The organism is Pseudomonas sp. FP2300 (assembly GCF_030687595.1).
GTDB lineage: Bacteria > Pseudomonadota > Gammaproteobacteria > Pseudomonadales > Pseudomonadaceae > Aquipseudomonas > Aquipseudomonas bijieensis.
Genome location: NZ_CP117440.1, coordinates 6,309,745 through 6,324,176, shown reverse-complemented (window position 1 = coordinate 6,324,176; position 14,432 = coordinate 6,309,745). Strand labels below are relative to the sequence as shown.

Sequence of the window (14,432 nt, the reverse complement as noted above, 5' to 3'; positions counted from 1 at the left end):
TTGGTCACCCTCGCGCGACAGCTCCTCCAGTAACGCACCTGCCCCGATCCTGTCACGGCTTGATCGGGGATTTTTTTGCCTCGGTGAATCAGGGGGAGATGGGTTGCCGGAAAGACCGCTATCGCGAGCCTGCTCGCGATGAACGATGACGCGGTCTACCTTTGCAACACCAGAATCCGCGACAACAACTCATCCCGATCCACATAGCACCCCTGGAAATGCCGGGCCCCGGTGGCTGGGTCGAAGGCGTTGCGGGCATGGAGGGTGCGGCGGTTGTCGAAGCACCAAAGCTGGCCGGGTTCGAGGCGCTGTACCAAACGAAATTGTGCCTCGCGGGTCAGGGCGATGAAGCGGCGATAGGCGCGGTAAAGCCTGGGCATCTGCTCGACCGAGGTGTCGAACGGCCCGCGCAGGAAGTTCGCCATGCGGATTTCCGCAACCTGTCCCAGGGCATCCAGGGCGATGATCGGCGCCAGGCAGCGGTAGTCGCTGTGGCGGTCCTTGTTGCGAAACTCCACCGGGATTTCGCACAGCGCAACAAAGGCCTCGGGATCTTCCTGGCGCAGGGCCTCGGCGATGGCGAAACCGTCGACAAAAATGCTTTCGCCACCCTCGGCGTCATTCACCAGGCAATGCAGGAACTGCAACCCCGGTTGCAGCTCCCGGGTTGGCAGGTCGCTGTGCAGCGGCAGGTTGAAAGCGGTGTAGGCGTTGCTGTCGGCATCGGCCTTGGATTGCACATTGAACAGCACGCCGAAGTTGCTTTCGCGGATGAACGAAATGCGCTGGGCGATCAGCTTCAGCGAACCGGGTTCGGTGGGCACGCCGCGCACTTGGGTCAGGCCGATGTCGCGCACCGCCAGCAGCCATTGCAGCAAGGTATCGGCGTCGTCCATCAGCGCCCGGTAATCGAATACCGGCAATTGCAGATCACGTCGCCATAGTTGGCTTTTAGGCTTGTTCACCAGGCGTTCGGCCCGGGATTGGTCGTCGTAGGCATGGGCGCGCAACCAGCCCGGGTCGAAACGGCTCTGGTGGCCGTCCTGCCAATCCACGCACAGGCAACCTTCGTCGTCGAGGCGGGTTGCGGCGGGTGCCAAGTCTTCGGGTACATCAATGATCTCCAGCACCTGCTCGCGGGTGACGGTGTAGACGCATTGCGGGCAAGGGCAGTTGTCCCGCAGCCATTGATGATGAAAGGGGCTGGTCCGACCGTCGGCCCAGGTGACTTGCACCCGGTCGGTCAAGGGCCTTGCGGCGGTCAATGCGAAGATCAGGGGATAACGGCGGAAGTCGGCAAAAGCGGCAGCAGTGTTCATGGCGATCTCCTGGTCAAGGCTTATCGGGCGGGCGGCAGTGCGATGACCCGGCCGATGTACGTCGGAGGTGACAGGTCGGATTGTTGATCGAGCAGGGCTTTGAGGCGGTCCAGGGTCGGTTCCGTGAAGGGCGCCGAGCGCGGGCCGGCCAGGTCGACGTGCAGCAGCATTTGCTCGTTGCCGGCCAGCTCTTTATCGCCACCAACCAGATGCAGGCTGTGGTAGAGGTGCAGGCGCTTGGCGTCGTGGCCGATGATTTGCGTATGCACCTCCACTTCGGCGTCGAGCTTCACTTCGTGCAGGTAATTGAGGTGCAGTTCGAGGGTGAACAGCGAGTGGCCGCTGGCCTCGCGGTTCTGGCTGTCCAGGCCGAGCCGGTCCATCAGCGCGTCGGTGGCGTAGCTGAAGATCAGCAGGTAAAAGGCATCGCGCAGGTGGCCGTTGTAATCGACCCATTCCGGGAGGATGCGGGTTTGGTAGGTGGTGAGGGTGGGCATGATTCAGGTCCGACAATTGAGGTGACTGGGCTGGCGCTATCGCGAGCAGGCTCGCTCCCACAGTGATTTGGCGGTGTGAACACTATTATTTCACCCAGAAAATCCCCTGTGGGAGCGAGCCTGCTCGCGATGAGGCCAGATAGGCTGGCCCCAAAAAGCCAGGGGTTACTCGGTGAAGGCCATTCCATGCTTGGCCTTGGTGGTCTTCACCGCTTCCAGCACCGCCAGCAGGCAATCATCACGATAGCGCTCCAAGGCCGAAATGCTGTGGCTGCCCAGTTGCGCGCTGGTCCCGTCCACTACGTCGTCGATCAGTTTCTCGGTCAGCTCCGGCGCTGGCAGGTAGGTCCACGGCAGCTGTAACGCCGGGCCGAACTGGGCCATGAAGTGACGCATTCCGGCATCGCCGCCAGCCAGGGTATAGGTCAGGAACGTGCCCATGAACGACCAGCGCAAGCCGGCACCGAAACGGATCGCGTCATCGATTTCGCCGGTGGTGGCCACGCCGTCGTTGACCAGGTGCAGGGCTTCGCGCCACAGCGCCTCGAGCAGGCGGTCGGCGATGAAACCGGGTACTTCCTTGCGTACGTGCAGTGGCCGCATGCCGAGGGATTCGTACACCTGCATCGCCGCCTGCACGGCCTCGGGCGCGGTGTTTTTGCCGCCCACCACTTCCACCAGTGGCAACAGGTAGACCGGGTTGAACGGGTGGCCGACTACGCAGCGTTCCGGGTGGGTGGCGCCTTCGTAGAATTCGCTCGGCAGCAGCCCCGATGTGCTGGAACCGATCAGCGCGTTCGGCTTGGCGGCGGCGCTGATCTGGGCGTGCAGCTCGAGTTTCGATTCCAGGCGCTCGGGGGCGCTTTCCTGGATGAAATCGGCGTCGCGTACGCATTCTTCGATGGTCGTGACAAAGCGCAGCCGATCCTGCGAAGCACCAGGGGCCAGGCCTTGTTTTTCCAGCGCGCCCCAGGCGTTGGCGACGCGTTTGCGCAGCGCCGCTTCGGCACCCGGCGCGGGGTCCCAGGCGACGACGTCCAGGCCATGGGCCAGGGCGCGGCTGACCCAACCGCTGCCGATCACACCGCTGCCCAGGGCGGCGAAGGTTTTGATGTCGGTGATGAAGCTCATAGTGATGTCCTGAAAAAATAGTTCGGTGATCCCCTGTGGGAGCAAGGCTTGCCCGCGATGCCGGCAGTAGATTCAACAGGGATGTCGACTGACATACCGTCATCGCGGGCAAGCCTTGCTCCCACAGGTTGTGTCCCTAGGGGGAGATAAGTGTTTGGTCAGCCGCGCTGGGTCAGTCCCATTTTCTTGCGCCCCTCAGCCGGGGTGAGCACCCGCGCCCCGAGGCGGCTGAGGATTTCGCTGGCGCGCTCCACCAGTTGGCCGTTGGTGGCGAGTACGCCTTTGTCCAGCCAGAGGTTGTCTTCCAACCCGACCCTTACGTTGCCTCCCAGCAGCACCGCCTGGGCGGCCATCGGCATTTGCATGCGACCGATGCCGAAGCCGGCCCACACGGCATCCGCCGGCAGGTTGTCGACCATGGCTTTCATGGTGGTGGTGTCAGCCGGCGCGCCCCACGGGATGCCCAGGCAGAGTTGGAACAGCGGGTTGTCCAGCAGGCCTTCCTTGATCAGTTGCTTGGCGAACCACAGGTGGCCGGTGTCGAAGATCTCCAGCTCGGCCTTGACCCCCAGTTCAGTGATGCGCTTGGCCCCGGCCCGCAGTTGCGCCGGGGTGGAGACGTAAATGGTGTCGCCGTCGCCGAAGTTCAGGGTGCCGCAATCCAGGGTGCAGATTTCCGGCAACAGCTCTTCGACGTGGGCCAGGCGGGTCAGCGGCCCCACCAGGTCGGTGTTGGGGCCGAACTCCATTGGTCGTTCGCCGGCACCGATTTCCAGGTCGCCGCCCATGCCGGCGGTGAGGTTGACGATGATGTCGACGTCCGCCTCACGGATGCGCTCCATCACTTCGCGGTACAGCGCCACATCGCGGCTGAACTTGCCGGTCTGCGGATCGCGAACGTGGCAGTGGACCACCGTGGCCCCGGCCTTCGCCGCCTCGACGGCGGCGGCAGCGATCTGTTTCGGGGTGACCGGCACGTGCGGGCTCTTGGCGGTCGTGTCGCCAGCACCGGTGAGTGCGCAGGTGATGATGACGTCGTGGTTCATGGTGCGGATTCCTTCAGGCGTGATGAGTCACTGCGCAGCCATGGGTGCTGCGCAGGGGGATAAAGGTTGATCAGTTGCTGGTCAGCTTCAGGTTGTCGGCAGCGGGCTTGCCGTCGAAGGTGGTCACGCCTTCGAGCCAGCGCTGCTTGTCTTGCGGATGATCCTTGAGCCATTGCCGGGCCGACTCCAGCGGGTCCTTGTGATCGAGCAGCGGTTGCATCATCCGGCTCTCGTCTTCGGCGGTGAAGGTCAGGTTGCTCAGCAAGCGCCCAACGTTCGGGCATTGCTGGGCGTAGTCCGGCGCGGTGACGGTCCATACGGTGGCCATGCCTTCGTTCGGGCCGAGAGCGTCGTCACTGCCAGTGAGGTAGGTCATTTGCACGTTGACGTTCATCGGGTGCGGTGCCCAGCCAAAGAACACCACGGCTTCCTTGCGGCGCACGGCGCGGTCCACGGCGGCGAGCATGCCGGCCTCGCTGGACTCCACCAGCTGGAATTTGCCCAGGCCGAACTGGTTCTTGGCGATCATCGCCTTGATCTGGGTGTTGGCGCCGGAACCGGGCTCGATGCCGTAGATCTTGCCGCCCAGTTCTTTTTCGAATTTGGCGATGTCGGCGAAGGTCTTCAGGCCCTTGTCGGCCAGATAGGTCGGCACGGCCAGGGTCGCGCGGGCATCCTTGAGGCTGGGTTGTTCCAGCACCTTGACCTGCTTGGCCTCGACGAACGGGGTGATGGTCTGGGTCATCAGCGGGTTCCAGTAGCCCAGGAACAGGTCCAGGCGCTGGTCGCGGATGCCAGCGAAAATGATTTGCTGGGAGGCGCTGGTTTGCTTGGTCTTGTAGCCGAGGCCATCGAGCATCACCTGGGTCAGGGCGCTGGTGGCGATGACGTCGGTCCAGTTGACCACGCCCAGGCGCACGTTCTGGCACGCGGCGGGCTCGGCTGCCATGGCGGCCGGGCTCAGGAGTTGGGTAGCGCTGAGTGCAAGAACGCAGTAGCTGATCAGTCGTTTCATTGTCAGGTTCCTCGGCAGCTTATTGTTATGGGGCCCGGAGTCTGCGCGCCGGTGATGCCAAGTTACGCAGCCTCGGGCGGGGCAAAACGCACAGCGGCGACGTGCTCTTGCACTGCAGCGACCTGTACGCTTGAACGTCGCTTGCAACTGGCGTATCAAGGTCCGCACGCTGCCCGTCAACCGAGTGCGCTCCATGTCCCAGGATTTCTACTTCTTGTTGATGCCGGGTTTCTCGGCCATCGGCTTCATTTCGGCCATCGAGCCGTTGCGGGTCGCCAATCGTTTTCGTGGCGAGCTGTACCGCTGGCATGTGCTGAGCGCCGATGGTGGGGCGGTGCTGGCGAGCAATGGCATGTCGGTCAACGCCGATGCTGCGCTGGAGCCATTGAAGAAGGGCGCGACGCTCTGGGTGGTGGCGGGGTTCGAACCGCTGAAATTCGCCACCCCGGCCCTGGAGCGTTGGCTGCATCGTTTGGACAATGAAGGCGTGACCCTCGGCGGCATCGACACCGGTAGCGTGGTCCTGGCCGAGGCGGGCCTGTTGGAAGGGCACCGCGTGACCTTGCATTGGGAAGCGATCGAGGCGTTCAAGGAATCTTATCCACAGCTCAGCGTGACCCAGGAACTGTTCGAAATCGACCGTCGCCGCATCACCTGCGCCGGCGGCACTGCGTCCATCGACCTGATGCTTGATCTGATCGGCCAGGCCCATGGTTCGGAACTGGCGATCCAGGTCAGCGAACAGTTCGTGCTGGGGCGCATCCGGCCGCGCAAAGACCACCAGCGCATGGAAATCGCCAGCCGCTACGGCATTCGCAACAAGAAGCTGGTGCACGTCATCGGCGAGATGGAAACTCACAGCGAACCGCCCCTGAGTACCCTTGAACTGGCCGAGTCCATTGGCGTTACCCGCCGCCAGCTCGAGCGGCTGTTCCGCCTGCACCTGAACGACACCCCGAGCAATTTCTACCTGCGCTTGCGCCTGGAAAAGGCCCGGCAATTGCTGCGTCAGACCGACATGAGCGTGCTGGAAGTGAGCATTGCCTGCGGTTTTGAGTCACCGTCGTACTTCACTCGCAGCTATCGGGCACGGTTCGCGCGCTGCCCACGGGAGGATCGGCGGCGGCAGGGGGATGGACGGGAGCTGGTTTGACAGGGTTTTATACTCAATTATGCTCGCGACTATAAATTATACCTGTCGTCATAATTGAGTATAAAACTCACCGATTCGAAGTTGGAGGTGGTGGCCAAGATGCTCAGGAGCCTGGGCGCTCCCTCGCCACAGGTACTGTGTCCGGTTGGAAAGATCTATTTCTTCACTAACGCCGAACATGCTGCCTTATAAGCCTCATGCTGATACTTGTTCAGCGTCGCCGGCAGGGCGAAGTCATGCTTTTTGCTCTGCGCATTGATGGTCTGCGGCGACAGCAGCGTTACCTCGCAGCCCTCCAGCAACTGGAACACCCCCTCGATCTTGAACGTCGTCGGCCCTCCGGCGAATTCCCCTTTCTTGCTGCGCTTCTTGATGGCGATGCGTTCGATACCGTTATCCACCACGAACGCCCGCACCTGAGCGGCGAAGGCCTTGACGTTGGCGGCTTCGTCATCGTCGTCCAGGGCGATTTTCTTGGTGTTGAGGGCGATATGGGTCAGTGCCTGTTGATCCAGCGAGGCAACGGCGATGATTGCTTCGCTGCCTTTGATTTCGATGCCGCAGGTTTTCATGTGAGTCCCTTTACCAATGATGCGCGCAGCTTACCGCGCGGAACGGCTCCTGACGCATCACTCCTGCCCTATCGACTCCAAAAACTCCGACCGATCGTCGCTCACCTGGGCCATGCAGTCGTTTTCGGCGATTTTGTAGGCTTCGCTGCCGGGTTTGGCCGGGAAGGCGGCGATGGCGCAGTCGGCGTCGCGCTGTTTTTGCCACAGCTGTTGGGCGTTCTTGATCTTGGCGGTGATGTCGCTGAGTTGGGCCTTGTCGCTGGCGTAGCGGGTTTGCAGGCGTTCGTTGAGGCTTTGCAGGTTTTCATTGAGCAGTTGTTCGGCGGCGGTTTTGCCGTAGGCCGAGCAGGCCAGGGTCTGGACGTCGTTTTCCACGGCGTCGCAGGGGTTGGGTTCGGTGTCTTCGGTCGCGTGTGCGACGGTGCTGATCAGTGCCAAAGCCAGGAAGATTGATTTCATTGCGTCGCCGCTCGAGTCCAGTGAAAGCCAGTGATGCAGCGGATTCTGGCGCAAGCGTCGGGTAAAGAACAGACGGGCAGGGTGGGCCGGGCATAGCCCATTGTCGCGGATTGACGCTTTCGGCAATTCCCCTGTCGTTTTTGCACCCGGTCGCCACGGCCCTCAGGCATATGCTGGCCCCAAAGCGCCGGCACACGATTCGGCGCATGAATCGCTGACAAAAGGGGACTGCCTGATGAGCCCAGCCGAATTGCACGCCGACAGCATCGTTATCGACGGGCTGATCATTGCCAAGTGGAACCGCGACCTGTTCGAAGACATGCGCAAGGGCGGCCTGACCGCAGCCAACTGCACCGTGTCGGTGTGGGAAGGTTTCCAGGCCACCATCAACAACATCGTTGCCAGCCAGAAACTGATCCGCGAGAACAGTGACCTGGTGATCCCGGTGAAAACCACCGCCGACATCCGTCGCGCCAAGGAACAAGGCAAGACCGGCATCATCTTCGGCTTCCAGAACGCCCACGCCTTCGAAGACCAGCTCGGCTACGTCGAGATCTTCAAGCAGCTCGGCGTGGGTGTGGTGCAGATGTGCTACAACACCCAGAATCTGGTCGGCACCGGTTGCTATGAGCGCGACGGCGGCCTGTCGGGCTTCGGCCGTGAAATCGTCGCCGAGATGAACCGGGTCGGCATCATGTGCGACCTGTCCCACGTCGGTTCCAAGACTTCCGAAGAAGTCATCCTCGAATCGAAGAAGCCGGTCTGCTATTCCCACTGCCTGCCGTCCGGCCTGAAAGAGCACCCGCGTAACAAGTCCGATGAGGAACTGAAGTTCATCGCCGACCACGGCGGCTTCGTTGGCGTGACCATGTTCGCGCCGTTCCTGGCCAAGGGCATCGATTCGACCATCGACGACTACGCCGAAGCCATTGAATACACCATGAACATCGTCGGCGAAGACGCCATCGGCATTGGTACCGACTTCACCCAGGGCCACGGCCAGGATTTCTTCGAAATGCTGACCCACGACAAGGGCTACGCCCGTCGTCTGACCAGCTTCGGCAAGATCATCAACCCCCTGGGCATCCGCACCGTGGGCGAGTTCCCGAACCTCACCGAGACGCTGCTCAAGCGCGGCCATCCTGAGCGGCTGGTGCGCAAGATCATGGGCGAAAACTGGGTCAACGTCTTGAAAGACGTCTGGGGCGAGTAACCGCCACCGCACCGCTAATCCTCTACCTGCGGCCCTCTGCGCCGCAGGCAATACCACGAATTTCCGGAGTCAAGTTTTCATGGCCAAGATCGCCCCGCAACTGCCTATCGAAGTCGACAGCGAAACCGGTGTCTGGACCTCCGACGCCCTGCCGATGCTGTACGTGCCGCGTCACTTCTTCGTCAACAACCACATGGGCATCGAGGAAGTCCTGGGCGCCGACGCCTATGCCGAGATTCTCTACAAGGCCGGCTACAAATCCGCCTGGCACTGGTGTGAAAAAGAAGCCGAATGCCATGGCCTGGAAGGTGTCGCGGTGTTCGAGCACTACATGAAGCGCTTGTCCCAGCGTGGTTGGGGTCTGTTCAAGATCCAGGACATCGACCTGGACAAAGGCACCGCCAGCGTCAAACTCGAACATTCGGCGTTCGTCTATGTGTACGGCAAGGTCGGGCGCAAGGTCGACTACATGTTCACCGGCTGGTTCGCCGGCGCCATGGACCAGATCCTGGCCGCTCGCGGCAGCAAGATCCGCACCGTGGCCGAACAGGTCTATGGCGGTTCCGAAGAAGGCCACGACGACGGCCTGTTCATCGTCAAGCCGTTGTAAGTCGAGGATTGCGCCATGGCTTTTGAAGCAATGTTCCAGCCGATCCAGATCGGCAAACTGACCATCCGCAACCGCGTGCTCAGCACCGCCCACGCCGAGGTCTACGCCACCGACGGCGGCATGACCACCGACCGGTACGTGAAGTATTACGAAGAAAAGGCCAAGGGCGGCATCGGGCTGGCGATCTGCGGTGGCTCGTCGGTGGTCGCCATCGACAGCCCGCAGGAATGGTGGAGTTCGGTGAACCTGTCCACCGACCGCATCATCCCGCACTTCCAGAACCTGGCCGACGCCATGCACAAGCATGGCGCCAAGATCATGATCCAGATTACCCACATGGGCCGGCGCTCGCGCTGGGATGGTTTCAACTGGCCGACCCTGATGTCGCCGTCCGGCGTGCGTGAGCCAGTGCACCGCGCCACCTGCAAGACCATCGAGCCGGAAGAAATCTGGCGGGTGATCGGCAACTACGCCCAGGCGGCACGGCGTGCCAAGGCCGGTGGCCTGGATGGCGTCGAGCTGTCCGCCGTGCACCAGCACATGATCGACCAGTTCTGGAGCCCACGGGTCAACAAGCGTACCGACGAATGGGGCGGCACCTTCGAAGGCCGGATGAAGTTCGGCCTGGAAGTGTTGAAAGCCGTGCGTGCCGAGGTCGGTGACGATTTCTGCGTGGGCATGCGCATCTGCGGTGACGAGTTCCACCCGGACGGCTTGTCCCACGAGGACATGAAGCAGATCGCCAAGTACTACGATGACACCGGCATGCTGGACTTCATCGGCGTGGTGGGCTCGGGTTGCGACACCCACAACACCCTGGCCAACGTCATCCCGAACATGAGTTATCCACCGGAGCCGTTCCTGCACCTGGCCGCCGGTATCAAGGAAGTGGTCAAGGTCCCGGTCCTGCACGCGCAGAACATCAAGGACCCGAACCAGGCCACGCGGATCCTGGAGGGCGGTTACGTCGACATGGTCGGCATGACCCGCGCCCATATCGCCGACCCGCACCTGATCGCCAAGATCAAGATGGGCCAGATCGACCAGATCAAGCAGTGCGTCGGCGCCAACTACTGCATCGACCGCCAGTACCAGGGCCTGGACGTGCTGTGCATCCAGAACGCCGCGACGTCCCGTGAATACATGGGCGTGCCGCACATCATCGAGAAGTCCACCGGGCCGAAACGCAAGGTGGTGGTCGTTGGTGCCGGCCCGGCCGGGATGGAAGCGGCGCGTGTGGCCGCCGAACGTGGGCACGACGTGACCCTGTTCGAGAAGAAAGAATTCATCGGCGGGCAAATCACCACGGCCTCGAAGGCTCCGCAACGGGACCAGATCGCCGGTATCACCCGCTGGTTCCAACTGGAGCTGGCGCGGTTGAAAGTCGACCTGCGCCTGGGCGTGGCGGCTGATGCGGCGACCATCATGGACCTGCGTCCAGATGTGGTGGTACTGGCTGTCGGCGGGCATCCGAACCTGGAGCAGAACGAGCACTGGGGCGCCGCCGAAGGGCTGGTGGTCAGCAGCTGGGACGTGCTCGACGGCAAGGTCGCGCCAGGCAAGAACGTGCTGGTCTACGACACCATTTGCGAGTTCACCGGCATGTCGGTGGCCGACTTCCTCGCCGACAAGGGCAGCCAGGTCGAGATCGTCACCGACGACATCAAGCCGGGCGTGGCGATTGGCGGGACGTCGTTCCCTACCTACTACCGCAGCATGTACCCCAAGGAAGTGATCATGACCGGGGACATGATGCTGGAGAAGGTCTACCGCGAAGGCGACAAGCTGGTGGCGGTGCTGGAGAACGAATACACCGGTGCCAAGGAAGAACGCGTGGTGGACCAGGTGGTGGTGGAAAACGGCGTGCGGCCGGACGAAGAAATCTACTACGCGCTCAAGGAAGGGTCGCGCAACAAGGGCCAGATCGACGTCGAAGCCCTGTTCGCGATCAAGCCCCAACCGTGCCTGGAGCAGAGCGGCGAGGGCTACCTGCTGTTCCGCATCGGCGACTGCGTGGCCCAGCGTAATACCCACGCTGCCATCTACGACGCCCTGCGGTTGTGCAAGGATTTCTAACGGCTTGTGGATAACCCTGTGGGAGCGGGCTTGCTCGCGAAAGCGGTGGATCAGTCGACATCGATGTTGAATGTCAGTCCGTCTTCGCGAGCAAGCCCGCTCCCACAGGAATCGAGCAAGACATCCAGGTTTCTGTGCCTGCAAGACCTGAGGTCTTTGGGAGCTTCACCATGCTGAACACCCTTCTCCCCATCCTGCTGTTCGCTGCCCTGGGCCTCGCGGTCCTCGGCGCCTTGCGGCGGGTAAACATGTGGCGCCGGGGCCGACCGGCCAAGGTCGACCTGATCGGCGGCCTCTTCGCCATGCCCAAGCGCTACATGGTGGATTTGCACCATGTGGTGGCGCGGGACAAATACATTGCCAATACCCACGTGGCCACGGCCGGTGGTGCGGTGGCGTCGGTGGTGCTGGCGATCCTGGTCCACGGCTTTGGCCTGCATAACCGCTGGCTCGGCTACGCGTTGCTGTTGATGTCGGCGGTGATGTTCGTCGGTGCGATCTTCGTCTACCTGCGTCGACGCAATCCGCCGGCCCGTTTGTCCAAGGGACCGTGGATGCGCCTGCCGAAAAGCCTGCTGGCCTTCTCGGCGTCATTCTTCCTGGTGACCCTGCCGGTGGCGGGCATCCTGCCGGAGAACTTCGGCGGTTGGCTGGTGGCGGCGATCCTGGGTGTCGGTGTGCTGTGGGGCGTCTCGGAATTGTTCTTCGGCATGACCTGGGGCGGGCCGATGAAGCACGCCTTCGCCGGGGCCCTGCACCTGGCCTGGCACCGCCGTGCCGAGCGCTTTGGCGGTGGCCGTTCCACCGGTCTCAAGCCGCTGGACCTGAACGACCCCGCCGCACCGCTGGGCGTTGAGAAACCCAAGGATTTCACCTGGAACCAATTGCTCGGTTTCGATGCCTGCGTACAGTGCGGCAAGTGCGAAGCCGCCTGCCCGGCCTTTGCCGCCGGCCAGCCGCTGAACCCGAAGAAACTCATCCAGGATATGGTCGTCGGCCTGGCCGGCGGCACCGATGCGAAATTCGCCGGTAGCCCGTACCCAGGCAAACCGGTGGGCGAACACGCTGGCAATCCCCATCAGCCGATCGTCAACGGCTTGGTGGACGCCGAGACCCTGTGGTCTTGCACCACCTGCCGGGCGTGCGTCGAGGAATGCCCGATGATGATCGAGCACGTCGATGCCATCGTCGACATGCGCCGGCACCTGACCCTGGAAAAGGGCGCGACACCGAACAAGGGCGCCGAGGTCCTGGAAAACCTCATCGCCACCGACAACCCGGGCGGCTTCGCCCCGGGCGGACGGATGAACTGGGCGGCGGACCTGAACCTGAACCTGCTCAGTGAGAAGAAATCCACCGACGTGCTGTTCTGGGTTGGCGACGGTGCTTTCGACATGCGCAACCAACGCACCCTGCGCGCCTTTGTCAAAGTGCTCAAAGCCGCGAAAGTCGACTTCGCCGTGCTTGGCCTCGAAGAACGCGACAGCGGCGACGTGGCCCGGCGCCTGGGTGACGAAGCGACCTTCCAGCTGTTGGCCAAACGCAACATCCAGACCCTGGCCAAGTACAGCTTCAACCGCATCGTCACCTGCGACCCCCACAGCTTCCACGTGCTGAAAAACGAATACGGCGCCTTCGATGGCAACTACCTGGTGCAACACCACAGCACCTACCTGGCGGAAATCATCGACGCCGGCGCGCTGAACCTTGGCCAGCACAAGGGCGACAGCGTGACTTATCACGACCCGTGCTACCTGGGCCGCTACAACGGCGAATACGAGGCGCCGCGCCAAGTACTGCGTTCGCTGGGTATCGAGGTCAAGGAAATGCAGCGTTCCGGTTTCCGCTCCCGTTGCTGCGGCGGTGGCGGCGGTGCGCCGATCACCGACATCCCGGGCAAGCAGCGGATCCCCGACATGCGCATGGAAGACATCCGCGAAACCGGTGCCGAGCTGGTGGCCGTGGGTTGTCCACAATGCACCGCGATGCTTGAAGGTGTGGTCGAACCTCGACCGATGATCAAGGACATCGCCGAACTGGTGGCCGATGCGCTGCTGGAAGACGCGGCCCAGAGCAAGCCCGTGGCCCCAGCCAAACGTGAACCCGCGGAGGTGCATTAATGAGCGACATCATCCGCCGCGACCCTCGCGCCGAGTGGATCGCCCGCAACCGCCTGCACCCGTTGCATGCGGCCATGCAACCGGTACAGCACAGCTGGATGGGGCCCAACGGCGTCATTCGCAAGAACGTTCATGGCGTCGGTTTCATCGGCCCCAACGGCATCAAGCGCATCGACCGTAGCGGTGCCCAGCAGGGGGGGGCGACCAAACGTACCGCCGCCACCGAAGTGCAACTGCCGCTGCATCAAGTACCGCAACCGGCGTTCCACATTTGTGTCGTTCCGGACATGGTCGGTGGCCGTCTCAGCAGCCACGACCGCGACCTGTTGGGTCTGGCCCATCAGCTTGCCGGCGCGGAAGGCGCGGTGCTGGCGGTGGTGTTCGGCGAGCACAAGGAAAACGCCTTCGCCACGGCCGGTGTCGACCGCTTGCTGGTATTGGAAGGCGAGGAATTCAGCGGTTATGCACCGGAACAACGGGTGCAAGGCCTTCGGGCTGTGGATAACCAATTCAACCCACGCCATTGGCTGCTGCCCGACAGCCGCACCGGTGGCGGCGAACTGGGCCGGCGTTTTGCCGCGGCCCTGGGCGAACGCCCGGCGACGCGGGTCTGGCAGGTCAAGGGCGAGGAATGCATCGGCCGTGCCGGCGCGGGCCTGCAAGACTTGGCCCGACCCTTGGCGCGCTTGATCCTGGCAGCGGCCGAATGCGCCGAGCCGGTCAGCGAAACCCGTCACGAAGCCCTGCCGGTGGAGTTATCCACAGGCGTGGCGCGCAGTTTGTCGCGCATCGAGGATCTTGGCGCGGTGGCGGTGGACCCGGGGGCGATCCCAATGGCCGAGGCCGAATTCATTTTCTCCGGCGGCAACGGGGTCAAGGACTGGGAGCTTTTCCACAAGACCGCTGCGGCCCTGGGCGCTACCGAAGGCGCTTCGCGGGTGGCGGTGGACGACGGCTTCATGGCTCGCGACCGTCAGGTCGGCGCGTCCGGCACCTGGGTCACGGCGCGGGTCTACGTGGCCGTGGGGATTTCCGGGGCGATCCAGCACCTGCAAGGTATCGGTGCCTGCGACAAAGTGGTGGCGATCAACCTCGACCCGGGCTGCGACATGATCAAACGGGCAGACCTGTCGGTGATCGGCGACAGCGCGGCGATTCTCCAGGCCTTGATCGCGGCGGTAGAGGCTTACCGCAACGAAACCAAGCGCGATGCGGCTTAAG

Annotated in this window: 13 protein-coding genes; 6 read left to right on the top strand and 7 right to left on the bottom strand. The window is 62.8% G+C overall.

The genetic code is table 11. The features are described from left to right. Positions 1 to 155: 155 nt before the first annotated feature. The 5 genes from PSH86_RS28185 to PSH86_RS28165 all read right to left on the bottom strand — a co-directional run bounded on the left by PSH86_RS28185 (position 156) and on the right by PSH86_RS28165 (position 5,008). On the bottom strand, positions 156 to 1,319 hold the full coding sequence (locus PSH86_RS28185) for a gamma-butyrobetaine dioxygenase (protein WP_305486418.1): 1,164 nt from the start codon (positions 1,317 to 1,319) through the stop codon (positions 156 to 158). A 20-nt stretch (positions 1,320 to 1,339) separates the two neighbouring features. After that, the gene (locus tag PSH86_RS28180) at positions 1,340 to 1,816 is read right to left on the bottom strand and encodes a thioesterase family protein (RefSeq protein WP_305486415.1); all 477 of its coding nucleotides are present in this window, start codon (positions 1,814 to 1,816) and stop codon (positions 1,340 to 1,342) included. Positions 1,817 to 1,981: 165 nt separating this feature from the next. Further along, positions 1,982 to 2,947, bottom strand: a complete 966-nt coding sequence (locus tag PSH86_RS28175; RefSeq protein WP_305486413.1) for an L-carnitine dehydrogenase — start codon at positions 2,945 to 2,947, stop codon at positions 1,982 to 1,984. A 158-nt stretch (positions 2,948 to 3,105) separates the two neighbouring features. Next, positions 3,106 to 3,993, bottom strand: a complete 888-nt coding sequence (locus tag PSH86_RS28170) for a 3-keto-5-aminohexanoate cleavage protein (protein ID WP_109755052.1) — start codon at positions 3,991 to 3,993, stop codon at positions 3,106 to 3,108. 70 nt (positions 3,994 to 4,063) lie between these two features. Further along, positions 4,064 to 5,008 (bottom strand): choline ABC transporter substrate-binding protein, encoded by a 945-nt coding sequence (locus PSH86_RS28165; RefSeq protein WP_109755051.1) that lies wholly within the window; start codon positions 5,006 to 5,008, stop codon positions 4,064 to 4,066. Positions 5,009 to 5,201: 193 nt separating this feature from the next. Here PSH86_RS28165 and PSH86_RS28160 point away from each other — a divergent pair, with 193 nt between their 5' ends. Next, entirely contained in the window at positions 5,202 to 6,161 is a 960-nt protein-coding gene (locus tag PSH86_RS28160; RefSeq protein ID WP_109755050.1) for a GlxA family transcriptional regulator, read from the top strand. A 155-nt stretch (positions 6,162 to 6,316) separates the two neighbouring features. On the opposite strand, the gene PSH86_RS28155 is transcribed toward PSH86_RS28160, so the two are convergent. Together PSH86_RS28155 and PSH86_RS28150 are read right to left on the bottom strand one after the other, a co-directional pair. Then, positions 6,317 to 6,733, bottom strand: a complete 417-nt coding sequence (locus PSH86_RS28155; RefSeq protein ID WP_116833628.1) for a DUF3010 family protein — start codon at positions 6,731 to 6,733, stop codon at positions 6,317 to 6,319. 57 nt (positions 6,734 to 6,790) lie between these two features. Further along, complete coding sequence (locus tag PSH86_RS28150) at positions 6,791 to 7,192, bottom strand: lysozyme inhibitor LprI family protein (RefSeq protein ID WP_109755048.1); 402 nt, start codon at positions 7,190 to 7,192, stop codon at positions 6,791 to 6,793. A 235-nt stretch (positions 7,193 to 7,427) separates the two neighbouring features. On the opposite strand from PSH86_RS28150, the gene PSH86_RS28145 reads away from it, so the two are divergent. From PSH86_RS28145 to PSH86_RS28120, 5 genes are all read left to right on the top strand, one after another. Then, complete coding sequence (locus PSH86_RS28145) at positions 7,428 to 8,405, top strand: dipeptidase (RefSeq protein WP_305486407.1); 978 nt, start codon at positions 7,428 to 7,430, stop codon at positions 8,403 to 8,405. 79 nt (positions 8,406 to 8,484) lie between these two features. Further along, positions 8,485 to 9,015, top strand: a complete 531-nt coding sequence (locus tag PSH86_RS28140; protein WP_003177589.1) for a 4-vinyl reductase — start codon at positions 8,485 to 8,487, stop codon at positions 9,013 to 9,015. Between the two features lie 15 nt (positions 9,016 to 9,030). After that, positions 9,031 to 11,091 carry a dimethylglycine demethylation protein DgcA gene (dgcA, locus tag PSH86_RS28135; protein WP_109755047.1) on the top strand — a complete coding sequence of 687 codons (2,061 nt, stop codon included), beginning with the start codon at positions 9,031 to 9,033 and terminating at the stop codon, positions 11,089 to 11,091. 170 nt (positions 11,092 to 11,261) lie between these two features. Then, positions 11,262 to 13,211, top strand: coding sequence for a dimethylglycine demethylation protein DgcB (gene dgcB, locus PSH86_RS28125; RefSeq protein WP_305486403.1), 1,950 nt, complete (start codon positions 11,262 to 11,264; stop codon positions 13,209 to 13,211). Beyond that, positions 13,211 to 14,431, top strand: a complete 1,221-nt coding sequence (locus PSH86_RS28120) for an electron transfer flavoprotein subunit alpha/FixB family protein (RefSeq protein ID WP_305486401.1) — start codon at positions 13,211 to 13,213, stop codon at positions 14,429 to 14,431. Before dgcB ends, PSH86_RS28120 begins: the two co-directional genes overlap by 1 nt. Position 14,432 lies beyond the last annotated feature (1 nt).